Source organism: Micrococcus endophyticus (assembly GCF_014205115.1).
Classification (GTDB): Bacteria; Actinomycetota; Actinomycetes; order Actinomycetales; family Micrococcaceae; genus Micrococcus; species Micrococcus endophyticus.
Window position 1 is genome coordinate 1,609,656 of the sequence record NZ_JACHMW010000001.1, and the last position, 22,939, is coordinate 1,632,594.

Here is a 22,939-nt window from a genome sequence, read left to right on the forward strand (position 1 = left end):
GCCTCACCAGCCCTCGAGGCCGTCGTACAGCGGGAAGTCCTCGGTGAGCTTCACGACGCGGGCACGCAGCGCCTGCACGTCCGGGCTCGGCTTGAGGGCCGCGGCGACGATCTCGGCGACCTCGCGGAACTCGGCCTCGCCGAAGCCCCGGGAGGCCAGGGCGGGGGTGCCGATGCGCAGGCCGGAGGTGGTCATCGGCGGGCGCGGGTCCCACGGCACCGAGTTCCGGTTCACGGTGATGCCCACCTCGTGCAGGATGTCCTCGCCCTGCTTGCCGTCCAGCTGGGACTCGCGCAGGTCTACGAGGACCAGGTGCACGTCGGTGCCGCCGGTGAGCACGGAGATGCCCAGCTCGGTCATGTCCGGGGCGGTGAGGCGCTCGGCCAGGATCTGGGCGCCCTGCAGGGTGCGCTCCTGCTTCTCCTTGAAGTCGGCCGAGCCGGCGATCTTGAAGGCCACGGCCTTGCCCGCGATCGCGTGCATCAGCGGGCCGCCCTGCTGGCCCGGGAACACGGCGGAGTCGATCTTCTTCTTGAACTCCTCGGTGGAGAGGATGAAGCCCGAGCGGGGGCCGGCGAGGGTCTTGTGCACGGTGGAGGTGACGACGTCGGCGTGCGGCACCGGGTTCGGGTGCAGACCGGCGGCCACGAGGCCGGCGAAGTGGGCCATGTCCACCCACAGCTTGGCGCCGACCTCGTCCGCGATGGAGCGGAAGGCGGCGAAGTCCAGCTGACGGGGGTAGGCGGACCAGCCGGCGACGATCACCTTCGGCTGGGCCTCGAGGGCCTTCTCACGGACCTTGTCCATGTCGATCCGGTAGGTGTCCGGCTCCACCTCGTAGGCGGCGATCTTGTAGTTCTTGCCGGAGAAGTTGATCTTCATGCCGTGGGTGAGGTGGCCGCCGTGGGCCAGGGACAGGCCCATCAGGGTGTCCCCGTGGTCCATCAGCGCGGTCATCACGGCCACGTTGGCCTGCGCGCCGGCGTGCGGCTGGACGTTGGCGTGCTCGGCGCCGAACAGGTCCTTGGCGCGCTGGATCGCGAGGTTCTCGGCGACGTCCACGAACTCGCAGCCGCCGTAGTAGCGACGGCCCGGGTAGCCCTCCGCGTACTTGTTGGTGAGCACCGAGCCCTGGGTCTCGAGGATGGCGCGCGGCACGAAGTTCTCCGAGGCGATCATCTCCAGCGTGCCCCGCTGGCGGCCGAGCTCGTCCGCGAGCGCCGCGGCGATCTCCGGGTCCACCTCGGACAGTGGCTGGGTGTTGATGTCGGGCGTCTGCGTCACGGGGGATTCCCTTCGAAGCGGGGGTCTGTGCGGCCGGAAGGCTCCGGTGCCGCCCATCCTAGTGACCGGGACGCACGCGGGCCCTCGTGCATCGCACGACGTCGAGGCCGGGCGGTTCTTTTGACTGATTCAGAAATGTGCCAAGATCGGGGGCGAGGCCGCGCCCCGGCCATTCGGTGTGCGGTCGACGTCGATCGACGAAGGAGAGTTCCATGACGGAGAACCAGAAGACAACCCCGCACGCCACCGGCTCGACGCGCCAGAACGGCGCGCCCGCCGTCAGCGACCGCCAGTCCCTGACCGTGGGCAGCGAGGGCCCCATCGTCCTCCATGACACCCACCTGGTGGAGACCCACCAGCACTTCAACCGCATGAACATCCCCGAGCGCCGCCCGCACGCCAAGGGCTCCGGCGCGTTCGGCGAGTTCGAGGTGACCGAGGACGTCTCGAAGTACACCAAGGCCCTGGTCTTCCAGCCGGGCGCCAAGACCGAGACCCTCCTGCGCTTCTCCACCGTGGCCGGCGAGCTGGGCTCCCCGGACACCTGGCGCGACGTGCGCGGCTTCGCGCTGCGCTTCTACACGGACGAGGGCAACCTCGACGTGGTCGGCAACAACACCCCGATCTTCTTCCTGCGCGACCCCATGAAGTTCACCCACTTCATCCGCTCGCAGAAGCGCCTGCCGGACTCCGGCCTGCGCGACGCCACCATGCAGTGGGACTTCTGGACCAACACCCCGGAGTCCGCGCACCAGGTGACCTACCTGATGGGCCCGCGCGGCCTGCCGCGCACCTGGCGCGAGATGAACGGCTACGGCTCCCACACCTACCTGTGGGTCAACGCCCAGGGTGAGAAGCACTGGGTGAAGTACCACTTCATCTCCCAGCAGGGCGTGCACAACTTCTCGAACGAGGAGGCCGAGGCGATGGCCGGCAAGAACGCCGACCACCACCGCCAGGACCTGTTCGAGTCCATCGCCAAGGGCGACTACCCCAAGTGGGACCTGTACATCCAGGCGATCCCCTACGAGGAGGGCAAGACCTACCGGTTCAACCCCTTCGACCTCACGAAGACGATCTCCAAGAAGGACTACCCGCGCATCAAGGTCGGCACGCTGACCCTGAACCGCAACCCGGAGAACCACTTCGCGCAGATCGAGTCCGCCGCGTTCAACCCGGGCAACATGGTCCCCGGCGTGGGCCTGTCCCCGGACCGCATGCTCCTGGGCCGCTCCTTCGCGTACCACGACGCCCAGCTGTACCGCGTGGGCGCCCACGTGAACCAGCTGCCGGTGAACCGCCCGAAGAACGAGGTCCACAACTACGCGTTCGACGGCCAGATGTGGTACGACCACACCGGCTCCCGCTCCACCTACGCGCCCAACTCCAACGGCGACTCCTGGTCCGACGAGACCGGCCCCGTGGACGACGGCTGGGAGGCGGACGGCACCCTGACCCGCGAGGCCCAGGCCCTGCGCAAGGACGACGACGACTTCGGCCAGGCCGGCACACTGGTCCGCGAGGTCTTCACCGACGCCGAGCGCGACGCCTTCGTGGAGACCGTGGTCGGTGCCCTGGACGGCGTCCGCGAGGACGTCCAGGCCCGCGCCTTCCAGTACTGGAAGAACGTGGACGCCACGATCGGCCAGCGCATCGAGGACGAGGTCAAGAAGGGCCAGGGCGACGACATCCCCGGCGCCGCCGGCGGCGGCGAGGCCCGCATCTGATCGACCGGACCTGACCGGCGCCCGCGCGGCGTCGGCGAGTCCACGGCGGCCGCTCCCTCTCACGAGGGGGCGGCCGCCGTCGTCGTGTCAGGTGGGCGCGCAGAGCCGTGCGGGAGTGCAGAGCCGATCACGCACCCCCGCAGCGCAGAGACGGCGAGGGCCGCGGGGAGATCCTCCCCGCGGCCCTCGCCGGCTCTGCGGTGTCAGGTCAGCGCTTGTTCCGGCGGCGCTCCTGCGCCTCGGCCAGCTTCGCCTTGAGCACCTTCACGGCCTTGTCCTTGGCCGGGATCGCGACGTTGTCGCGCAGCGGGATGGCCACCTTGTCGCGCACGGTCTCGAGGACGGTGCCCGCGGCCGCGCCGGCCTGGGCCAGCTTCGAGTCCCCGGCGGAGGCGTCCGTGCGGGCAGTGCCCGGGCGCACGGCGTCCGCGCGGGTGGCGTCCTGGACCGGCAGGGCGGCGCCCTCGGTGTCGTCGGCGGCCGGCTCCGCGTCCGTGGGCACGGACGAGGTGGAGGTGTCCGGAGACGTGGACGTCGCCGGGGCGGCCGGCGTCGTGGAGACCGGCGTCATGTCCTCGCGGCGGTGCGGCGGGGTCACGGCGCCGGGACGGTGCGCCGCGGCGGGCGTGGCCGGGGCCGCGTCGACGTCGGCCTCCGGCGCGGCCGGCGCCGGGGCGACGTCCTCGCGGCGGTGTGGCGGGGTCACGACCTCGTCCTTGCGGGAGTCCGCGGCGGCCGCGCCGGGGTCCAGCTCCGGCGCGCCGCCCAGGGGCGTCGCGGGGGTGGTGCCGGCGTGCGTCTCCGGGGCGTCGGCGCGGCGGGCGGGCGGGGCGGTCTCCGTCTCGTCCTCGGCCGGCACCTCGTAGGCGACGCGGCCGGGCATGCCCGGCGTGCCGTCGATCTTGGAGGAGGCGGGCACCTCCGCACGCGGGGTCGAGGCGGCGGCCGCGATCCCGGCGGCGCCGGCTGCACCGGCGGCGGAGGCGGCACCTGCGGCGGAGGCCGGGGCGCCCTGGGTCGCGGCGCCCTCGGCCACGGCCTTCTGGTCCACGGTCACGCCGGTCCCGCCGGCGACGCCCTCAGCCACGGCGCGCTCGGCGTCCCGGTCCTGGCCGGCGTCGTCGCCGCGCGAGTCGTCGGTCTCGGGGGAGGACTCGCGGGAGGCCGCGGTGGCCTGGTCGTCCTCGTCCTGCTCGGCCGTCACCACGACGACCGAGCCGTGCTCGGTGGTGGCCACGGTGTGGGCCTCGAGGTGCGCGTCGTCGGCCACGGCGTCGCCACCCGAGGGCAGGTCCGCGGCCGGCGGGACGGCGTGGGCGTCCTCGCTCAGCGGCACGGTGCCGTTCACGGGCTCGGCGCCGGCGGCGTCCTGGGCGGTGCGGTCCGCCCGGTCGTCCTGCACGGTGGTCGCGCCGGCCGACGACGGCGCGGCGGGCGTCTGCGCGACCGGGGACGGCGAGGCCGGGGTGGACGGGACGTCGGCGGCGGCGTCCTCCTGGTCCACGGTCACGCCGCGGCCGCCCGCGACGCCGGCGGCGCCCAGGCCCACGGCGGCAGCGGCGGCGCCGGCCGCTTTGACGGAGGCGTTCGGGCCGCGGGTGTCGGCACCGGCCGGGGCCACGGGCGCCGCGGGCCGGGCCGGCTGATCGGACGCGTCCTGCTGGTCCACCGTCACGCCGGAGCCGGCGGCCACGCCGTCGGCGGGCAGGGAGTCGGCGTCCGAGGCAGCGGCGACCGGGGCGACGTCGTCGAGCTGGGAGAGCCGGGTCGTGCCGGCAGCCGCGCCGGCCGCGGCGGCCGGGGCGGCGTCGTCACCCGTGGACGCGACGGTGTGGGGGCGGGCGTCGGCGTCGTGGGTCTCCTCGAGTGCGTCCTCGTGCGAGGCCTCCGCGCCCGCGGCGGTCGGCGTCACGCGGCGGCGCTCCAGCTGCGCCTCCGCCGCCTCAGCCTCCGCGGCCCGACGGCGACGCGAGGCCACCACCGAGAGGATGATCAGGATCAACAGGACCACGATGATCGCGCCGATGATCCAGTAGAGGGTGGACTCTCCCATGGGGTGCTCCTCGGTCGTCTGGGGCGACCGGCCTTCCCGGGCGCCTCGTCTCGCCCTCCCGTGCCGCCGCACGACGGGCGGGGGGACGTGGAGACGAGGATGCCACACGCCCGGGCGCCACGACCATGGATCAGGCCCGTCATCCTGCGGATGTGCGCGGGTCCGACCCCCTACGATCGACGCCATGGACACGGCGACCCTCTCCCCCAGCCCGACCCCCGCCTCCGGCGCCGAGCACGCCCACGTGCTCACGCTCGCCTGCACCAACCGGATGGGCATCGTGCACGCCGTCTCCGGCGCCCTCCTGCAGGTCGGCGCGGACATCACGGAGTCCCAGCAGTACGACTCCCCCGAGTCCGGGGACTTCTTCATGCGCGTCGAGTTCGTCACGCCCGCCCGCCGCGAGGAGGTCGCCGCGGCCCTCGAGCCCGTGCGTGAGGAGTTCGGCATGCGGATGGGCCTCTGGGACGCCGGGCACCGCATGCGCACCCTCGTGATGTGCTCCAAGGACGGGCACACCCTCAACGACCTGCTCTTCCAGCAGCGCGCCGGGACCCTGCCCATCGAGATCCCCGTGGTGGTCTCCAACCACCTCGAGCTGCAGTCGCTGGCCTCCTTCTACGGCGTCCCGTTCATCCACGTGCCCGTCTCCGCGGACCCGGACAGCCGGGACTCCAAGGCCGCCGCCGAGGACCGGCTGCGGGGCCTGATCGCGGAGTACGACATCGAGCTCGTGGTCCTGGCCCGCTACATGCAGATCCTCTCGGACGAGCTGTGCCGGGACCTGGCCGGGATGGCCATCAACATCCACCACTCGTTCCTGCCCTCGTTCAAGGGCGCCCGCCCCTACCACCAGGCCCACGAGCGCGGCGTGAAGCTGATCGGCGCCACCGCCCACTACGTGACCGCCGACCTGGACGAGGGCCCGATCATCGCGCAGTCCGTGCAGCCGGTGACCCACGCGCAGACCGCGGCCGACTTCGTGGCCCGCGGCCGCGACGTCGAGGGCTCCACCCTGGTGCAGGCCGTCCGCTGGCACGCCCAGCACCGCGTGCTCGCCGACGGGCGCCGGACCGTGGTGTTCAGCTGAGCCGACGACGGCGCCCCGCCGGGCCCTGACCGCGCGCGTCCCCGAGGCCTAGGCTGGGCCCATGGCCCACATCATCACCGTCGCGGGCGCCGGACCGCGCATCCACGAGTCCGTCTTCCTCGCCCCGACCGCCGCGATCACCGGCGACGTCGAGATGGCCGAGCGCTCCTCCGCGTTCTACGGGGTCTCCGCCCGCGGCGACTCCGCGCCCATCCGCGTGGGCGAGCGCACCAACCTCCAGGACAACGTGGTGCTCCACGCGGACGAGGGCTTCCCGTGCACCCTGGGCGCCGGCGTCTCCGTGGGCCACTCCGCCGTGGTGCACGGCGCCACCGTGGAGGACGACTGCCTGATCGGCATGTCCGCGACCGTCATGAACGGGGCCGTGATCGGCGCCGGCTCCCTCGTGGCCGCCGGCGCCCTCGTCCTGGAGGGCACGCAGGTCCCGGCCGGCTCGCTCGTGGCGGGCGTGCCCGCGAAGGTCCGCCGCCCCCTCACGGACGAGGAGCGGGAGGGCCTGAAGAAGAACGCGGCCACTTACCTGCGGCTCTCCGCCGCGCACCGGGACGCCGTCACCGGCTGAACCGGGTCCGGAGGATGTGGGACGGTGGGCGCCATGCCCACCTCTTCCGCTCTCCCCCGCACCCGACCCGACGACGCCTCCGAACGCCTGCTTGTCCTCCCCGCAGCCGAGGACCTCGCCGGCACCCCCTACGCCCTCGCCCGTCAGCTGGCCGAGCAGGCCGTGGCCGACGTCGGCGGCGCCGCCGTGACCGAGGGCGACGCCTCCGCCACTGCCCTGCTGATGGTCCGCCCGATCCCGGTCGACGCGCTCGCCGCGGCCCTGGCCGCCCACCCCCGTGTGAGCTGGGTGCAGCTCCCGTTCGCCGGGATCGAGCGGTTCGTCCCCCTTGTGCGCAGCCACCCGGACATCGTGTGGACGTCCGCCAAGGGCACCTACGCGCCGCCGGTGGCCGAACACGCGCTGCTGCTCACCCTGGCCCTGCTGCGGGACCTGCCCGCGCGCGTGCGCGCCACCACGTGGGGCCCCTCCTCCGGCCGCACCCTGAACGGCTTGAACGCCGTGGTCGTGGGCGGCGGCGGGATCGCCCAGGAGTACATCCGCCTGCTGAAGACCTGGGACGTGCACGTCACCGCGGTCCGCCGACGCGCGGGCGAGGTCCCCGGCGCGGACCGCACCGTCACGACCGACCGCCTCGACGAGGTCCTGCCCGGTGCGCAGGTCGTGATGATCGCCGCGGCCGCCACGGACGAGACCCGCGGCCTGTTCGACGCCGACCGCCTCGCCCTCCTGGACGAGGACGCCGTGCTCGTGAACATCGCCCGCGGGACGCTGGTGGACACGGACGCCGTCGTCCGGGCGCTCGCGGCGGGCCGGCTGCACGGCTACGGCACGGACGTCACCGACCCCGAGCCGCTCCCGGACGGCCACCCGCTCTGGACCGAGGAGCGCGCCCTCATCACGCCGCACACGGCGGACACCCCGGAGATGTGCGTCCCGCTGCTTCACGCGCGGGTCGAGCGGAACCTGCGGGCCCGCGCGGCCGGGACGGAGCTGGAGGGCTTGGTGGACGCCGAGGGCGGGTACTGACCCGCCCCCGGCGTCCGCGGCGCCGGCTCAGCGACGGGTGGCGGCGGCCTCGCGGTCGGCGGCGGCGTCGCGCTCGGCGGCCACCTCGATCTGACGACGGCGCTCCTCGGCGGCCCGGCGGGTCAGCTCGGCGCCGGCCTCCGGGTCGCGGGTGAGGTTCTCACCGGTCTTCGGGTCGAACAGGTGCACGCGCGTGGTGTCCACCCACAGGCGGGTCGGCGTGCCCGGGCGGGCCCGGGACTCCCCGGAGAGGGTGGCGACGACGACGGGCCGCAGCTCGTCCGCGTCCAGGTCCTTCGCCAGGGAGGAGAGCATCTCGGCCACCTCCGGGTCCGGCTCGAACTCGATGTAGCCGTACTGCTCGTGACCGAGCCACTCCAGGTGCGTGAGGGTCGCCTCGAACGTGGAACCCTGGCCCAGGCGGTGGTCCTCCACGAGGTCCGCGTCCTCGAAGAACTCGGGGCGCAGCCCCAGGAACACGACGTCGCGGCCCTCGGCGGCGCGCGCCTTCTCGGCGGGCACGGGGATCTCGCCGATCGGCGAGGACAGCACGTGGCCGCCGTCCTTCTCCTTGAGGGAGGCGGGCAGGAAGTTCATCGACGGGGAGCCGATGAAGCCGGCCACGAACAGGTTCAGCGGCTGCTCGTAGAGCTCGCGGGGGCTGGCCACCTGCTGCAGCACGCCCTTCTTGAGCACGGCCACGCGGTCGCCGAGGGTCATGGCCTCGGTCTGGTCGTGGGTCACGTACACGGACGTGGTGGCCAGGCGGCGCTGCAGCTGCGAGATCTCGGCGCGCATCTGGCCGCGCAGCTTGGCGTCCAGGTTGGACAGCGGCTCGTCGAACAGGAATGCGTCGGCCTCGCGGACGATCGCGCGTCCCATGGCCACGCGCTGGCGCTGGCCGCCAGAGAGGTTGCCGGGCTTGCGCTCGAGGTGGTCGTTCAGCTCGAGCACCCGGGCGGCGTGGCGCACCTTGCGGTCGATCTCCTCGTCCGAGGGCTTGCCGTCCTTGATCAGGCGCAGCGGGAACGCGATGTTCTCGTACACCGTCAGGTGCGGGTACAGCGCGTAGTTCTGGAACACCATGGCGAGGTTGCGGTCCTTGGGCGCCGCCTCGTTGACGCGCCGCCCGTCGATCAGCATCTCGCCGTCGGAGATGTCCTCGAGGCCCACGATCATGCGCAGCAGCGTGGACTTGCCGGAGCCGGAGGGGCCCACGAGGATGACGAACTCGCCGTCCTCGATCTCGAGGTTGACGTCCTTGATGGCGTGGAAGCCGTCGTCGTAGGTCTTGTCGATGTGGTTCAGGGTGATGGAGGCCATTGGTGGGGGTCCTTTCAGGAGGTCTCGTGCGGGGGCCTCAGCCCTTGACCGCGCCGTTGGTCAGGCCGGCCACGATCTGGCGCTGGAACAGCAGCACCAGGACCACGATCGGGATGGTGACGATGATGGCCGCCGCCGAGATCGCGCCGGTGGGCGACTCGAACTGCGAGGCGCCCGTGAAGAACGCCAGCGCCGCCGGCACGGTGCGCGCCGTCTCGGTGGAGGTCAGCGAGATGCCGAACACGAAGTCGTTCCAGGCGATGAAGAAGGCGATAATCGCCGTCGTGAAGACGCCGGGGGCGGCCAGCGGGACGATCACCTTGCGGAACGCCTCCAGGGGCGTGGCCCCGTCCACCTGCGCGGCCTGGTCGAGCTCCCACGGGATCTGGCGGAAGAACGCGGCCAGGGTCCAGATGGAGATCGGCAGGGTCAGGGACAGGTAGGGGATGATCAGGCCGATCCACGTGTCGTACAGCCCGAGGGTGCGCCACATGTTGAACAGCGGCGTCACCAGGGAGATGACGGGGAACATCGAGACCATCAGGGACACCGTGAGCACGAGCCGCTTGCCCGGGAAGTCCAGGCGGGCGATCGCGTAGGCGCACAGCGTGGCCAGGATGACGGCGATGATCGTGGCGATCACGGTGATGCCGATCGAGTTGCGCAGCGCCGTGAGGAACAGCTCGCGTGAGCCGCCCACGAAGATCTCCTCGTAGTTCACGGTGGACCACTGGGAGGGCAGCAGCTTGCCGTTGGCGAGGTCGGCGGGCGTCTTGAAGCTGGTCGCGAAGATCGAGAACAGCGGGAAGAGGCACCAGACGCCGATCACGACGGTGAGGATCCACCACAGTGCGGTGGACTTCCCGGTGCCGCGACGGTGGGGCGCGCGGCCCTCGGGCCCGCGGCCTTCGGGGGCGCGGCCCTCGGTGGCGGGAGCGGATGCGGCGGTGCTCACTTGGAACCTCCTCGGTCGGCCAGGTCCACCTTGAAGCCCTTGACGGCGATGACCGCCATGAGGGCCACGCACAGGAACAGGATCACGGAGACCGCCGAACCCATGCCGATCTCGAGCCGGCCGATGGACGTGCGGTAGGCCAGCAGCGAGAGGACCTCGGTGCCGTAGGCGCCGTTGGTCATGATGTAGATGGAGTCGAAGATGCGGAACGCGTCCATCGCGCGGAACAGGACGGCCACCATGATCGAGGCCTTCATGTTCGGCAGGATGACCAGCTTCATCCGCTGCCACCACGAGGCGCCGTCGACGGCGGCGGCCTCCGTGAGGTCACCCGGCACCTGGGCCAGACCGGCCAGCAGGAGCAGGGAGATGAACGGCGTGGTCTTCCAGATCTCGGAGAGCATGATCACGGACAGCGCGGTGCTGCTCTGCGCGAACCAGTTCAGGTCCGCGTCGACGCCCGGCAGCCACTCGAACCAGGCGTTGATGTAGCCCGAGTCGATCGAGAACATGTAGAACCACGCGAACGCGGAGACCACGGTGATGATGCCGTACGGCACCAGGATGATCGTGCGGATCAGGCCGCGGGTCTGCTTGATGGCGTGGTGCATGGCCAGAGCCAGCAGGAAGCCGAGGATGAGCTCGACCACCACGGTCACCACGGTGATCAGCAGGGTCACCCCGAGGTCCTTCCAGAACACGGAGTCCGAGAGGATCACGCCGTAGTTGCCCAGGCCCACGAACTCGCGGTCGTCCGGGGCGGTGAGCCGGTACTTGAACAGCGAGTCGTAGAGGGCCTGCAGGATCGGGTACAGGACCACGAACAGCATCACGAAGAACGCGGGGCCGGCCAGGAGCCAACCGAGACGCACCTCGGACTTCGCGCGCTGGGACTTCACCCGGCGGGGGCGGCGACCCTCGGCGGTGCGCGGGGTGGATGCGGCGGGTGCGGTGTCGACGTGGCTCACAGCAGACGCTCCCCTCTCAGGACTTCCTCGATGAAGTCGTCGGTCTCGGCGGGGGTGGACTCGGAGACGCCCGACGGCGGCGCGTAGCGCTGCTGGATCGCGGTGGAGACCTCGTTGTAGTACGGGGTCTGCGGCCGCGGGGCGCCGAGGTCGAGGGACTCCCGGATGGTGTCCGCCATGGGGAACTTCTCGGCGACCTCGGGGGCGTCGTAGGCCGCCGGGTCGGCGGGCGGGTTGCCGTTCTCGACGAAGTACTGGCTCTGATGCTCGGTGGTGGTGATGCAGGAGATCGCGTCCCACGCGAGGTCCTGGTGCTCGGACTTCGCGCCCACGCCCAGGTTGATGCCGCCCACGGGCGGCGCGGCGTCCTTGTCCTCGACGGTGCGGGGGTAGACGGCCCAGCCGATGTCCTCGGGCAGGTCCTCCGGCAGCGAACCCTCCTCCACGGAGCCGAGGGTGGCCGGCCAGACGAACGGCCAGTTGACCATGAACGAGCCGTCCTGGCCCTGGAAGAGCAGCATGGAGGCGTTCTCGTCCTGGGTCGGCAGGCCGGCGCTTCCGAGGCCCTCCTTGCCGATCGTGGAGATGATCCGCGCGGCCGTGCGGCCGGCCTCGGAGTCGAGGTTCGTGGTGACTTCCTCCGTGGGCGCCTCGGCGTTGGGGATGATCTGCTCCCCGCCGCCCTCGATGAGCGCGTTGAGCCACACGGTCATGGACTCGGCACGGGCGCCCTGGACGCCCAGGTCCTTGTCCTGGCTGCGGGCGACCTCGATCAGCTGGTCCCACGTGACGGGCTGGGACATGTCCAGCCCCGCGGCCTCGGCGACCGACTTGCGGTACCAGAGCAGCTGCGTGTTGGCCCAGAACGGGACCGTGACGAGCTCGTCCTTCCAGCTGGCGGCCGCGAGGGCGCCCTCCAGGGCGTTGTCCTTCGCGTAGGCCTGCATCTCCTCCGGCACGGGGGCCAGGAAGCCGGGCTCGGCGAGCTCGGGGACGAACGGCGGGTCGAGGGACATGATGTCCATCGACGTGTCGCCCGCGGCGAGGCGGCGGGTCAGCTGCTCGCGCTGGGAGGCGGCGTCCGTCGGGAGCATGGACGTTTCGATTCTGTACCGGCCGTTCGCGGCGTCGGTGCACTGGGCGGCGATCTTCGCCTGCCCGCCGTCGTCGGGGTTGGTGTACCAGGTCAGGGTGGGCGTCTGCTCGGCCGGGGCACACCCGGCCAGGATGAGCGCGCCCGCAGCGACGGCGCCGGCCAGCGTGGCCCGGCGTCGTTGACGTACCCGCGTGTCGTGTCTCACAAGTGGAACCTCATTCGATGCGATTCGGATGTGACGGCCATCATCACGCATCGGAGCGATTCCTGCACGTTTCGCGGGCCCCTTTTTTTCAGCGGACGCGGCGGTTCGTCCGGGCGGTCGGCTCCGCGACGGCGGGATCCTCGGGCCACGGGTGCTTGGGGTACCGCCCGCGGTTCTCGGCACGGACCTGCCCGTAGGGGCCGGCCCAGAAGGACGGCAGGTCGGCGGTCACGGCGAGCGGGCGGCCTGCCGGGGAGAGCAGGTGCAGGACCACCGGCTCACGACCGTCCGCCACAGCGGGGGTGACACGCGCCCCGAAGAACTCCTGCAGCTTGGCGGCGACCACGGGCGGGGTGTCATCGTGGACGGCCGGATAGTCCACGACGACGCCGCGCCCGCTCGGCACGGACAGGCGCTCGGGGGCGAGCTCGTCCAGCCGGCCCGCCTCCGGCCAGGGCAGGGCGCCGCGCAGCAGCGCCTCGGCGTCCAGGCGCGCGAGGGGCCGTCCCGCGGCCAGGTCGGCGGCGAGGCCGCCGACCAGCGCGTCCAGGCCGGGCAGCGCCGTGTCCGAGAGGTCCGGCCACGGCGCGCCGAGGACGCGGTGGAGCAGGTGCACCCGGCGGCGCAGGTGTTCGGCCCGGCCGCGCGGGTCGAACCGGGCGAGGCCGTCGGCGGCGAGTGCGGCGCGCACGGTCTGCGCGGCGGCGTCGGGGGCGACGGGTGCCGGCGTCTCCGCCAGCACGAGCGCGCCCAGCCGGTCCACGCGGCGGCCGGTGAGCCGGTCCCCGCGCCAGTCGGCGGTGTCCTCGGTGCGCCGCAGGCCCGCGCCGGCGAGTTCGGCGAGCGGCCGGTCGATCGGCGCGGCCGCGCGGATCGCGGCACCCGTGCCGGCCGCGTCCCCGGCCACGCGGGCGACCTCGGCCACGGCCAGCCACTCCTGCCCCGCCAGGCCGCCGCCGACGGCGTCACGGGGCAGGGCCGCGCGGGTGCCGGAGGCGAGCAGGTATGCCCCCTCCTCCCCCGCGCGTCGGGCGATCCACGCGGGGAAGGCCAGGGCGGCCACGAGGCCGGCGGGGTGCCGCCGCGCGGTGGCGGCCTCGAGCCCGGGCCCGTCCGGCTCCCGCGTCTCCGGGGCGTGGTGCGCGCGCCGACGGGCCAGGCGCTCGAGCCGATCCGCCTCCCGGCGCCACCGCCCGGCCTCCGGGTGCCGGCCGTCCCGCAGGGCCGCGACCAGCGCCTCGAGGTCGGCACCGGAGGCGCGCAGGTCCAGGGCGAGGGCCGCCGTCGCCTCGGCCGCGGGGCGGGGCCCCGCCAGCGGTGCCGCCCGCAAGAGGGCGTGGCCGAGCGGCGGGTCCAGGGGCAGCTCGGCCAGGACGGCGCCGTGCGGGGTGATGCGCCCGTCCGTGTCCACCGCGCCTAGGGAGGCGAGCGTCCGCTCGGCGGCGGCCATCGCGTCGGCCGGCGGGTCCTCGGGCAGGGTCAGCCCACGGCCGCCCGGGGCGCCCCACGCCGCGAACGCCAGGGCCACCGGCGCGAGGTCGACGACGGCGAGGGCCGGCGTCGGGGCTGCGGGCGCGGTGCCCAGGGCCGCGGCGGTGTGGCAGCGGACCACGGTGCCGGGGCCGAGGCGGGCGGAGCGGCCCGCACGCTGGCCGGCGGCCGCACGCGAGGCCTGGACGGTGACGAGCCCGGCCATGCCCCGCCCCCGGTCCCGGCGCGGCTCGCGGGCCAGACCCGAGTCGATGACGAGGCGCACCCCCGGCACGGTCAGCGAGGACTCGGCGACCGCCGTCGCGACGACGACGCGCGGCACGGTGGGGTCGGCGCGGCCGGCGAGCGCGGCGTCCTGGTCGGCGGGTTCCTGGCGGCCGTGCAAGACGCGGACCTCGGTGTCCGGGGCGAGCGCGGCGAGACGACCCGCGACGGCCTCGACCTCGGCCACGCCGGGCAGGAAGGCGAGGGCGTCCACGGTCGGGTCGGCCTCGAGCGCCTCGGCGTGGGCGCGCGCGGCCGTGGCCGCGACGTGGTCGAGGAAGGCCCGGTCCACGCGGCCCTCGGCGGTGAGGCGGTGGCCGCGGAAGGGGGCGTGCTCCTCGCGCAGCGGGTGCAGCACGGCCGGAGCGGAGACCACGGGCAGGGGCGCCTCCTCCCCCATGCCGCGGGCCCAGCGGGCGGCCAGGGCCGCCGCGTCCACGGTGGCGGACATGGCCACGAGCGCGAGTTCGGGACGCAGCTGCCGCAGATCGGCGAGGAGGGCGAAGAGCACGTCCGTGTCCAGGTCCCGCTCGTGGACCTCGTCCAGGACCACCGCGCCCACGCCGTCGAGCCCGGGGTCGGCCAGGAGGCGGCGCAGCAGCAGGCCCGGGGTCACGAACTCGACGGCCGAGTCCCCGCCGCCCGCCGCGTCGCCGCGCACGGCGTAGCCGACGGCGGCGTCCGCGAGCCGAGCCCGCGCGTCGGAGTCGGCGCCGGGCTGCGCGTCGGCCGCCGCGGCCAGCACAGCCGTGCGCAGCCGCCGCCACGCCGCGCGCACCGCGACCCGCCGCGGCTGCGTGACCAGGACCCGCCCACCGCCGTGGTCCGCGAGCCGGACCGCGAGCGCGGGCGGGACCACGGTGGTCTTGCCCGTGCCCGGGGGCGCCTCGACGACGGCCGCCCCGCGCGCGCCCAGCGCCGCCTCGAGGTCCGGCAGGGCGGCGGTGAACGTCAGGCCGGCGCCGAGGCGGTCGAGGGCGGCGGAGAGGGCGGAGGGGACGGCGACGGGATCGACGGGGGTGGGCATCGGGACCATTGTGCCCGTGCGGCGGAGTCGGCCGGTGGCTGAGCCGGGACCCGGGGGTAGGGTCAGATTCCCACGGCGACAGCAGCGAAACAGGGGCCGCAGGATCGCGTTCACGGACGTGGACGTCTCGAACGACGGTGTCATCACCTGCGCCGTCCATCGCGACGGGGAGGCTCAGGAGCTCTGGTTCCGTCTGCCCTACGCCTTCACCCCGGTCCCGGATCTCATCGCCGCGGTGTACGCCGGTCTGTGCGGCGAGGTGTTCGACGAGGTCCAGATCGACCTGCCGATCGGTCCGCGGCTGAGCGCCGCCATGGACAAGATGACGGGCGCCCGCGTGGAGCACGCTCCGGGCACGGACCGCAGCCGCGAGCCTGGCACGGCGCAGGCGTTGAACTTCTCCGGCGGTTTCGACTCGCTAGCGGCCCGGCTCATCATGCCGGAGGCCCATCTCGTCTCCCTGGACTTCGGCGGACGGTTCGCCCGGGAGCGCCCCGTGTACTCACGGTTCCCCATGCACATCGTGGAGACCAACCTGGTGGATCTCGGCCTGAACCTGCACGGCAACGAGGCGTTCATGTCCTCGGCCGGCCTCCTGCTGCGGGACGAACTGGACCTGGCCGTGCTGGGCTCCGGCGACATCCAGGCCTCGTCCCTTCCCTCGGCGTTCACCGGGCCGGTACCTCAACGGGCGACCCCGGTGGCCGAGGTCCTGGGGCTCGGGCCGGCCTCCCCCGTGGCCGGCGTCTCGGAGGCGGGCACGATGCTCGTCTGCGCGCGGCGCCGGCCGGAACTGCTGCTGGACGTGCTGGCCTCCGTGGCCCACCGCGGAGAGGTGAAATACCACCGCAAGCGGCTGCTCCTCGAGGCAGTCGCGCGGCGCGCAGGGCTCGATCTCGCCCTGCCGGACCTACCCGTGCTGGGGCAGCCGCGAAGGTGGGGCGCCGTGTTCGCCGACGACCTCGCGGCCCTGTATGTGCTGCGCATCCTCGGGCCGGAGGCCGCATCCCTCCTCTACAACGAGGAAGGCATCCCCGGTCCCGTGCTGGAGCGCGTTCCGGCCACGTCTCTGGCCTTCATGGAGCGGTTCAATCCGCAGGCCTACGCGGGACTGCCCCCGGAGCTGCTCGGCGAGTGGTACGCGCGGCTGCTCCGCCTCGGCGTGCCCCCCTATGAGCGTCAGGACTGGTTCGACGCGGCCACGGCCATGAAGGCCGTGCGCAACCAGCTCTGAGGCCGCCGTCACCGCCTCCGCCACGCTGTCCCGGGACTGCCCCACTGACTAGGCTGTGACCCATGACCACACCCGTCCAGGAGCACCTCGATCGCCTCACGTCGGCCCACACGGGCGAGGGGGAGGTCCCGGACGGGCTGGGCGTCGCGATGCTCATGGTGGACGGGCACCGCTACGTCTCCGGATCCATGACGTCCGTGCCTCTGGCCACGCTCGCCTCTCCCCTGTTCCATGCGCAGGCCCTCGAGGACCTCGGTGCGGTGCGGGTGGGCGAGCGCGTGGGGGCCGCCCCCGTGCGCGACCTGGACCACCGGGTCGAGGTGGACGCCGTCACGGGCCTGCCCCACAACCCGCTGCAGAACGCGGGCGCGGTGGCCACCGCCTCCCTGGTGAAGGGCCGCGGCGGCCGCGACCGCACCGCACGCATGATGCAGCTGCTCTCCGCACTGTTCGACCGCGAGGTCACCGTCACGGAGACGTCCGCGCGCGCGGAGAACCGCGCCCAGCATCACACCCGGTCCGCTGCGTGGCTGATGAAGTCCCTCGACACGCTGGACGCCGACCCCGAGACGCTGCTCGAGGACATCGCCACGGTGCGTGCCGCCGCCGTGACCGTGGAGGACCTCGCCCTGCTCGCCGGCACCCTCGCGCACGGCGGTGTCCACCCCGTCACCGGAGACCGCGTGCTGAGCGAGGAGACGGTCCGCGGTGTGCTCTCCGTGATGGACTCCTGCGGCATGGACACCCGGGACTCCCGGTGGGCGTACGACGTCGGCCAGCCCGGCTGGGCGTCCACGCGCGGCGGCACGGTGCTCGTGGTGGTGCCGGGCCATCTCGGTCTGGCGCTGCAGTCGGACACGACGGACGAGAACGGGCTCGGCGCCGCGGCGATGGCCGCCCTGCGGACCATCGTCGAGGACTTCGAGCTGCACCCGTCGGTGGTCACCGGCTCCCCGCGCGCGGCCCTGCGCACCCACTACCGGATCGACCAGGCGCCCTCGGGCACCGTGCGCAGCGCCGTCGTCCTCGAGGCGCTCGGGCGCTTCGCGGACACCGTGCACGTCCTCGAGCTGGGCGGTCACCTCGGCTTCAGCCAGGTGGACGCGATCGCCCGCGTCAGCCGCGGGTTGCCGGAGGCCCTCGAGACGCTCGTGGTGGACATGCGCTCGGTCAGCTCCATCTCCCGTCCGGCCCGGCTGCTGGTGGCCCAGTGGTTCGCCCGCGCGCTGGGCAACGGGCTCGACGTCGTCGTCGTGGACCGGGACGCCGCGGAGATCAAGGAGCTGATGGCGGCCGTCGAGGAGTCCGTGGAGGTCGACCTGCCCGAGCCGCTGCAGGATGAGGCCGAGGGGGTGGACCCCGCCACCGAGGGCGCGCAGTTCGTGTTCTTCGACTCCCGCTCGCGTGCTGCCCAGTGGGCCGAGCAGCGGCTGCTCTCCCTGCACGCCCCCCACCTGCTGCCGCGGGACGCCCAGGAGGCGGCCGTGGCACCCCTGCTGCAGCACCTCTCCGCGGACGACGCGCGCCTGCTCGAGTCCATGATGGACGAGCGGGTCTATTCGGACGGCCAGATCATCCGCCGTGCCGGCCAGCCGTTCGGCGGCATCTACGTGATCGTCTCCGGCACCGTGGAGCTCTCGGGCCAGGGCACGGGCAGCCGCCGCGTGCGCCGCACCCTGCTCACCCCGGGGATGACGTTCGGCGAGATGGCCCTCGGCCAGCCCGGCCGCCAGCCCTCCACCGTCCGCGCGCGCGGGCCGGTCACGGCGCGCGTCCTCACCGCCCAGGTGATGGTCGCGCTCCAGGAGGGCTTCCCCCAGCTGGCCCTTGCCCTGTGGGAGGCGCTGGCCCGCGACGCGTTCACCGCGCTGAGCCAGCTCATCCGCGAGACCGGCGCACTGCAGGATTGACAACCCACGGGGGCAGCGTCCCGTCGGACGCTGCCCCGCGGGCGGCTCACCGCCCCAGCACGTGCCGCAGCGCGCCCTCCAGTTCGGGGTCGCGCATGGCGTATCCGGAGGCGAGCAGCCGGTCGGCTACGGCCTTCTGGTCCGCCCGGACGGTCTCCTCGGCGCCCTCGGCCCCGAGCAGCAGGCGCGGGCCGAAGCCCGGCGTCGGCACCGCGGCGGGACGGCGCAGCACGCGGCCCAGGATCGCGGCGAACTCCTTTGCCGTGACCGGCTCGGGCGCCACGGCGTTCAGCGGGCCGGTGACGCCGTCGTCGAGCACCGCGTGGGCGAAGGCGCCGGCGATGTCGTCCACCCCGATCCAGCTCAGCCACGGGCTGCCGTCGTGGCTCTCGCCGCCGGAGGACGCGATCGGCCCGCCCACGCCCGCCAGGAACAGCGGCAGCACCTGCTGCAGCATGCCCCCGGCCGGGCTCAGCACCACGCCGGTCCGCAGCATCGCCACCCGCGTGCCGGACGTCTCGGCGCGCCGGGCCTCCGCCTCCCAGTCCGCGACGACCTCGGCGAGGAAGTCGCCCCCAGGCTCCAGATCCTCCACGAGGCCGCCGCCGAACGGGCCCGTGCCCGCGTCCGCCCCGTAGTACCCGATCGCCGAGCCGTTCACGAGCGCCCGCGCCCGCGCGTCGTCCCCCTCCCGTGCGGTGATCCGGGCGAGCGCGTCGACGAGGGTGCGCGTGCCGCGCACGCGCGAGTCATGCACGGCCTCCTTGTGCGCGTCCGAGAACCGGCCGGCGATGGGCTCGCCCGCCAGGTTCACCACGACGTCGGCCTCGGCCAGGGCCTCCTCGTCCACGGTCTCCCGGCCGGGGTCCCACAGCGCCGCATCCAGCGCACCGGCCTTCTTCGGGCTCCGTACGAGCCGGACGACCCGGTGCCCGCCGCCGCTGAGCAGGGCACAGAGCTGCCGGCCGATCAGTCCGCCGGACCCCGTCACCGCGACCGTGCGGGCCGGTCCGCCGACGAGGGGGCCGGGGTGGGCGGCATGGAAGTCCAGGTCATCGGCCATCACGCGGGCGCGGTAGGCGAACTGGCGTCCCAGCTCCGCCTCGAAGGCCTCATGTGTGCGGCGCGAGGCCGCCGTGCCGAGACCGGGCACGCGGGACATGAGGGACTCCCCCGGAAGCGCGTACTCGATGTGGTCCGTGACCACCGTGCCGCGCCGCCCGTCCGCCGTGTCCGCCTCACCGGGCGCGGCTTCGTCGAGCAGGTGGGTATGCCTCCAGGAGGCCAGTGGTCCGGAGACCATCTCGTCCCGGAACATGCGGCCCTCCTCGTAGGCCGTGTGGCGGGCCCTCCACGGCACCGCAGGCGCGGCACCGCCGGGGAGGCGAGAGGCGACAGCGTCCGGCAGCAGGCCGGTGAGCATCCCGTGGGCCGCACCGGCGAACAGGCCGGCCGCCCCGGGGGCCTGGATGCGCAGCCGCGACTCGGAGCCCACACGGAGGCCGTCCGAGGGCCCCTGGACCACCTCGCCGGCGAAGGGCGGGGTGAGCCGCTCCAGCGCGCCGGGGTTCTCCAGCCAGCGGAAGACGACCTCACGCGGGTGGCGCAGGAGGGTGCGGTGCTCGAAGACGCGGATCTCGGTCATGCAGGCCAGCGTGGCACAGATGGTGGAGGCGCGAACACCTGCCCGGGCCGGAGCCGTGGAGGACAATGACGGGATGGACCTGCTTCCCGAGCTGCGCTGGACCGCCGCCGCCCTGCCAGCCACCGACCTCACCCTCGTGGCCGTGTACTCCCCCGAGGACGACGCGGTCCGCGCCTCCGGCGTGGCCGTCCCCGAGGCCGCCGAGCCGCACGCCGCGGCCATCGGGCGCCTCCTCGAGACGCTCATGGACCGGCTCGAGGCCCTGGACCCGGCGACCGCCGACCGCGAGATGAACCCGCGGCCGGTGGAGCCGCGCGAGGGCGTGGACCAGCCCGTCGCCGACGCCCTCGCCGCCTACGCCGCCGGGGACGTTGCCGCGCTCGACGCGCTGGCCGTCGTCCAGCCCGGCACGGCGTTCCGGCGCCGGGCCTGGGACGCGCTGCGCGCCGTCGCCCCCGGCTCGCCCGTCACCTACGCGGGCCTGGCCGAGCGCTGCGGCGCCCCCAAGGCCGTGCGCGCGGCCGGCGGCGCGTGCGCCGCCAACCTGACCGCCGTCGTCGTGCCCTGCCACCGCGTGGTCCGCTCCGACGGCGGCCCCGGGCAGTACCTCTACGGGACGGCCGCCAAGGAGGCGCTGCTGACCCACGAGGCCGCGCACGCCGGCTGAGGCCCGCCCGCGCTCACGGCGCCGAAGCCTCCCGTTCCCCGCACGAAAGTGCCGCCCGGATGCCCGAGGGCCCCGCCCCGGAAGCGACGGATCGCTCCGGGACGGGGCCCTCGGTGGCTCGGCCGATCAGACGGAGAGCTTGTCCACGATCGCGTTGAGCGTCGCGGACGGACGCATCACGGAGGTGACCTTCTCCAGCTCCGGCCAGTAGTAGCCGCCCAGGTCCACCGGGGAACCCTGCACGCCGTTGAGCTCGGCCAGGATGGTCTCCTCCTGGGCCTCCAGCTCCTCGGCGACCGGCTTCGCCGCGGCCGCCAGCTCGGCGTCCTCGGTCTGCTTCGCCAGCTCGCGGGCCCAGTACAGCGCCAGGTAGAAGTGGCTGCCGCGGTTGTCCAGCTCGCCGACCTTGCGCTGCGGGGACTTGCCCTCGATCAGCAGGGTGCCCGTGGCGGCGTCCAGGGTGTCCGCCAGGACCTGCGCGCGGTGGTTCTCGTTCGCGACCGCCTCGTGCTCGAAGGACACGGCCAGCGCGAGGAACTCGCCGAGGGAGTCCCAGCGCAGGTGGTTCTCCTCCACCAGCTGCTGCACGTGCTTCGGAGCGGAGCCGCCCGCACCGGTCTCGAACAGGCCACCGCCGTTGAGCAGCGGGACGACCGAGAGCATCTTCGCGGAGGTGCCCAGCTCGAGGATCGGGAACAGGTCCGTGTTGTAGTCACGCAGCACGTTGCCGGTCACGGAGATGGTGTCCTCGCCGCGGCGGATGCGCTCCACCGAGAGCTTGGCGGCCTCCACCGGGGAGAGGATGCGCAGATCCAGGCCCTCGGTGTCGTGCTCCTTGAGGTACTCCTCCACCTTGGCGATGAGCTCGCGGTCGTGCGCGCGGGTCTCGTCCAGCCAGAACACGGCGGGGGTCTGGGAGGCGCGGGCGCGGGTCACGGCCAGCTTCACCCAGTCGCGCACCGCCACGTCCTTGGTCTGGCAGGCGCGCCAGATGTCGCCGGCCTCAACCTCGTGGGAGAGCAGGGTCTCCCCGGCGGAGTTCTTCACGGCCACGGTGCCCGCGGACTCGAGGATGAACGTCTTGTCGTGCGAGCCGTACTCCTCGGCCTTCTGCGCCATGAGGCCCACGTTCGGGACGGTGCCCATGGTGGTGGGGTCGTAGGCGCCGTGCTTCTTGCAGTCCTCGATCACGGCCTGGTAGATGCCGGCATAGGAGGAGTCCGGGATGACCGCCAGGGTGTCCTGGGTCTGGTCGTCTTTGTTCCACATGCGACCGGAGGTGCGGATCATGGCCGGCATGGAGGCGTCCACGATCACGTCGGAGGGCACGTGGAGGTTGGTGATGCCCTTGGCGGAGTTCACCATGGCCACGTCCGGGCCGTCCTCGTAGGCGGCGGCGATGGCCTTCTTCACGCCCTCGGCGGTCTCGGCGTCGAGCTTGTCCAGGCCGCCCTCGATGGCGGCGAGGCCGTTGTTCGGGTTCAGGCCGGCGGCCTCGAGCTGCTCGCCGTACTTCTCGAACAGCTCGGAGAAGTACGCCTTCACGACGTGGCCGAAGATCACCGGGTCGGAGACCTTCATCATGGTGGCCTTGAGGTGGGCGGAGAAGAGGATGCCCTCGTCCTTGGCGCGCTTGACCTGCTCGGCCAGGAACGCGTCCAGGGCCTTGGCGGACATGAAGGTGCCGTCCACGACCTCGCCCTTGAGGACCTTCAGGCCCTCCTTGAGCACGGTGGTCTCGCCGTCGGCGCCGGTGAACTCGATGGTCAGGGTGTCGTCCGCCGGCATGGTCACGGACTTCTCATTGGAGCGGAAGTCGTCGGCGCCCATGGTGGCGACGGCGGTCTTGGAGTCCGGGGTCCACTCGCCCATCGAGTGGGGGAACTTCTTGGCGTAGTTCTTCACGGCATTGGGGGCGCGGCGGTCCGAGTTGCCCTCGCGCAGCACCGGGTTCACGGCGGAGCCCTTGACGGAGTCGTAGCGCGCCTTCGCGTCCTTCTCCTCATCGGTCTTCGGCTCGTCCGGGTACTCCGGCAGCGCGTAGCCGTCCTCCTGCAGCTCCTTGATCGCGGCGCGCAGCTGCGGCACGGAGGCGGAGATGTTCGGCAGCTTGATGACGTTCGCCTCGGGGGACTTCACGAGCTCGCCGAGCTCGGCGAGGGCGTCCGCGGTGCGCTGGTCCTCGGGCAGGACGTCGCGGAACGCGGCGAGGATGCGGCCGGCCAGGGAGATGTCACGCGTCTCCAGCTCCACGCCCGCGGTGCCCGCGTAGGCTCGCACGATGGGCAGCAGGGAGGCGGTGGCCAGCATGGGGGCCTCGTCCGTCAGCGTGTAGATGATCTTCGACATGCGTGAACGTCACTCCTTCTGGCCGCGCTCGTGGCGCGG

The 22,939-nt window shown here is 73.3% G+C and carries 16 protein-coding genes; 7 read left to right on the plus strand and 9 right to left on the minus strand.

The genetic code is table 11. From position 1 onward, the window contains the following. Positions 1–3: 3 nt before the first annotated feature. Entirely contained in the window at positions 4–1,284 is a 1,281-nt protein-coding gene (glyA, locus tag HDA33_RS07365) for a serine hydroxymethyltransferase (RefSeq protein WP_017489282.1), read from the minus strand. A 212-nt stretch (positions 1,285–1,496) separates the two neighbouring features. Here glyA and HDA33_RS07370 point away from each other — a divergent pair, with 212 nt between their 5' ends. Next, the gene (locus HDA33_RS07370; RefSeq protein ID WP_184172190.1) at positions 1,497–3,011 is read left to right on the plus strand and encodes a catalase; all 1,515 of its coding nucleotides are present in this window, start codon (positions 1,497–1,499) and stop codon (positions 3,009–3,011) included. A gap of 208 nt (positions 3,012–3,219) precedes the next feature. Here the strand turns inward: HDA33_RS07370 and HDA33_RS07375 are convergent, their stop codons facing one another. After that, positions 3,220–5,064 carry a hypothetical protein gene (locus HDA33_RS07375; protein WP_184172192.1) on the minus strand — a complete coding sequence of 615 codons (1,845 nt, stop codon included), beginning with the start codon at positions 5,062–5,064 and terminating at the stop codon, positions 3,220–3,222. Between the two features lie 184 nt (positions 5,065–5,248). Between HDA33_RS07375 and HDA33_RS07380 the strand changes: the two genes are divergently transcribed. The 3 genes from HDA33_RS07380 to HDA33_RS07390 all read left to right on the plus strand — a co-directional run bounded on the left by HDA33_RS07380 (position 5,249) and on the right by HDA33_RS07390 (position 7,766). Beyond that, positions 5,249–6,154, plus strand: a complete 906-nt coding sequence (locus HDA33_RS07380; protein WP_184172194.1) for a formyltetrahydrofolate deformylase — start codon at positions 5,249–5,251, stop codon at positions 6,152–6,154. Positions 6,155–6,215: 61 nt separating this feature from the next. Further along, the gene (locus tag HDA33_RS07385) at positions 6,216–6,737 is read left to right on the plus strand and encodes a gamma carbonic anhydrase family protein (protein ID WP_184172196.1); all 522 of its coding nucleotides are present in this window, start codon (positions 6,216–6,218) and stop codon (positions 6,735–6,737) included. A gap of 33 nt (positions 6,738–6,770) precedes the next feature. Next, positions 6,771–7,766: a D-isomer specific 2-hydroxyacid dehydrogenase family protein gene (locus HDA33_RS07390; protein WP_221432976.1), complete on the plus strand. Its 996-nt coding sequence runs from the start codon at positions 6,771–6,773 to the stop codon at positions 7,764–7,766. 27 nt (positions 7,767–7,793) lie between these two features. Here HDA33_RS07390 and HDA33_RS07395 read toward each other — a convergent pair whose 3' ends face one another. The 5 genes from HDA33_RS07395 to HDA33_RS07415 all read right to left on the minus strand — a co-directional run bounded on the left by HDA33_RS07395 (position 7,794) and on the right by HDA33_RS07415 (position 15,095). Further along, complete coding sequence (locus HDA33_RS07395; RefSeq protein WP_184172200.1) at positions 7,794–9,089, minus strand: ABC transporter ATP-binding protein; 1,296 nt, start codon at positions 9,087–9,089, stop codon at positions 7,794–7,796. Positions 9,090–9,126: 37 nt separating this feature from the next. Beyond that, positions 9,127–10,044, minus strand: a complete 918-nt coding sequence (locus tag HDA33_RS07400) for a carbohydrate ABC transporter permease (protein WP_420826915.1) — start codon at positions 10,042–10,044, stop codon at positions 9,127–9,129. Beyond that, positions 10,041–11,012, minus strand: a complete 972-nt coding sequence (locus HDA33_RS07405; protein WP_184172202.1) for an ABC transporter permease subunit — start codon at positions 11,010–11,012, stop codon at positions 10,041–10,043. Before HDA33_RS07405 ends, HDA33_RS07400 begins: the two co-directional genes overlap by 4 nt. After that, a complete protein-coding gene (locus HDA33_RS07410; protein WP_184172204.1) occupies positions 11,009–12,313 on the minus strand; it encodes an extracellular solute-binding protein in 1,305 nt (434 codons plus the stop codon). Before HDA33_RS07410 ends, HDA33_RS07405 begins: the two co-directional genes overlap by 4 nt. Before the next feature lie 88 nt (positions 12,314–12,401). Beyond that, complete coding sequence (locus HDA33_RS07415) at positions 12,402–15,095, minus strand: ATP-dependent RNA helicase (RefSeq protein WP_184172206.1); 2,694 nt, start codon at positions 15,093–15,095, stop codon at positions 12,402–12,404. Between the two features lie 118 nt (positions 15,096–15,213). Here HDA33_RS07415 and HDA33_RS07420 point away from each other — a divergent pair, with 118 nt between their 5' ends. Together HDA33_RS07420 and HDA33_RS07425 are read left to right on the plus strand one after the other, a co-directional pair. Further along, positions 15,214–16,329: a hypothetical protein gene (locus HDA33_RS07420; RefSeq protein ID WP_184172208.1), complete on the plus strand. Its 1,116-nt coding sequence runs from the start codon at positions 15,214–15,216 to the stop codon at positions 16,327–16,329. Positions 16,330–16,391: 62 nt separating this feature from the next. Then, entirely contained in the window at positions 16,392–18,239 is a 1,848-nt protein-coding gene (locus HDA33_RS07425) for a glutaminase (protein WP_184172210.1), read from the plus strand. A gap of 46 nt (positions 18,240–18,285) precedes the next feature. On the opposite strand, the gene HDA33_RS07430 is transcribed toward HDA33_RS07425, so the two are convergent. Beyond that, positions 18,286–19,884 (minus strand): TIGR01777 family oxidoreductase, encoded by a 1,599-nt coding sequence (locus tag HDA33_RS07430; protein ID WP_184172212.1) that lies wholly within the window; start codon positions 19,882–19,884, stop codon positions 18,286–18,288. Between the two features lie 73 nt (positions 19,885–19,957). Between HDA33_RS07430 and HDA33_RS12890 the strand changes: the two genes are divergently transcribed. Beyond that, complete coding sequence (locus HDA33_RS12890; RefSeq protein WP_184172213.1) at positions 19,958–20,551, plus strand: methylated-DNA--[protein]-cysteine S-methyltransferase; 594 nt, start codon at positions 19,958–19,960, stop codon at positions 20,549–20,551. A gap of 126 nt (positions 20,552–20,677) precedes the next feature. On the opposite strand, the gene HDA33_RS07440 is transcribed toward HDA33_RS12890, so the two are convergent. Continuing rightward, entirely contained in the window at positions 20,678–22,900 is a 2,223-nt protein-coding gene (locus tag HDA33_RS07440; protein WP_184172215.1) for an NADP-dependent isocitrate dehydrogenase, read from the minus strand. Positions 22,901–22,939: the final 39 nt, after the last annotated feature.

Bases quoted from the DNA above. Each gene is read 5' to 3' on its own strand.
- HDA33_RS07390 (WP_221432976.1), top strand. From the start codon at position 6,771: ATGCCCACCTCTTCCGCTCTCCCCCGCACCCGACCCGACGACGCCTCC.
- HDA33_RS07440 (WP_184172215.1), bottom strand. From the start codon at position 22,900: ATGTCGAAGATCATCTACACGCTGACGGACGAGGCCCCCATGCTGGCC.
- HDA33_RS12890 (WP_184172213.1), top strand. From the start codon at position 19,958: ATGGACCTGCTTCCCGAGCTGCGCTGGACCGCCGCCGCCCTGCCAGCC.
- HDA33_RS07375 (WP_184172192.1), bottom strand. From the start codon at position 5,064: ATGGGAGAGTCCACCCTCTACTGGATCATCGGCGCGATCATCGTGGTC.
- HDA33_RS07425 (WP_184172210.1), top strand. From the start codon at position 16,392: ATGACCACACCCGTCCAGGAGCACCTCGATCGCCTCACGTCGGCCCAC.
- HDA33_RS07415 (WP_184172206.1), bottom strand. From the start codon at position 15,095: ATGCCCACCCCCGTCGATCCCGTCGCCGTCCCCTCCGCCCTCTCCGCC.
- HDA33_RS07380 (WP_184172194.1), top strand. From the start codon at position 5,249: ATGGACACGGCGACCCTCTCCCCCAGCCCGACCCCCGCCTCCGGCGCC.
- HDA33_RS07395 (WP_184172200.1), bottom strand. From the start codon at position 9,089: ATGGCCTCCATCACCCTGAACCACATCGACAAGACCTACGACGACGGC.
- HDA33_RS07430 (WP_184172212.1), bottom strand. From the start codon at position 19,884: ATGACCGAGATCCGCGTCTTCGAGCACCGCACCCTCCTGCGCCACCCG.
- HDA33_RS07385 (WP_184172196.1), top strand. From the start codon at position 6,216: ATGGCCCACATCATCACCGTCGCGGGCGCCGGACCGCGCATCCACGAG.
- HDA33_RS07370 (WP_184172190.1), top strand. From the start codon at position 1,497: ATGACGGAGAACCAGAAGACAACCCCGCACGCCACCGGCTCGACGCGC.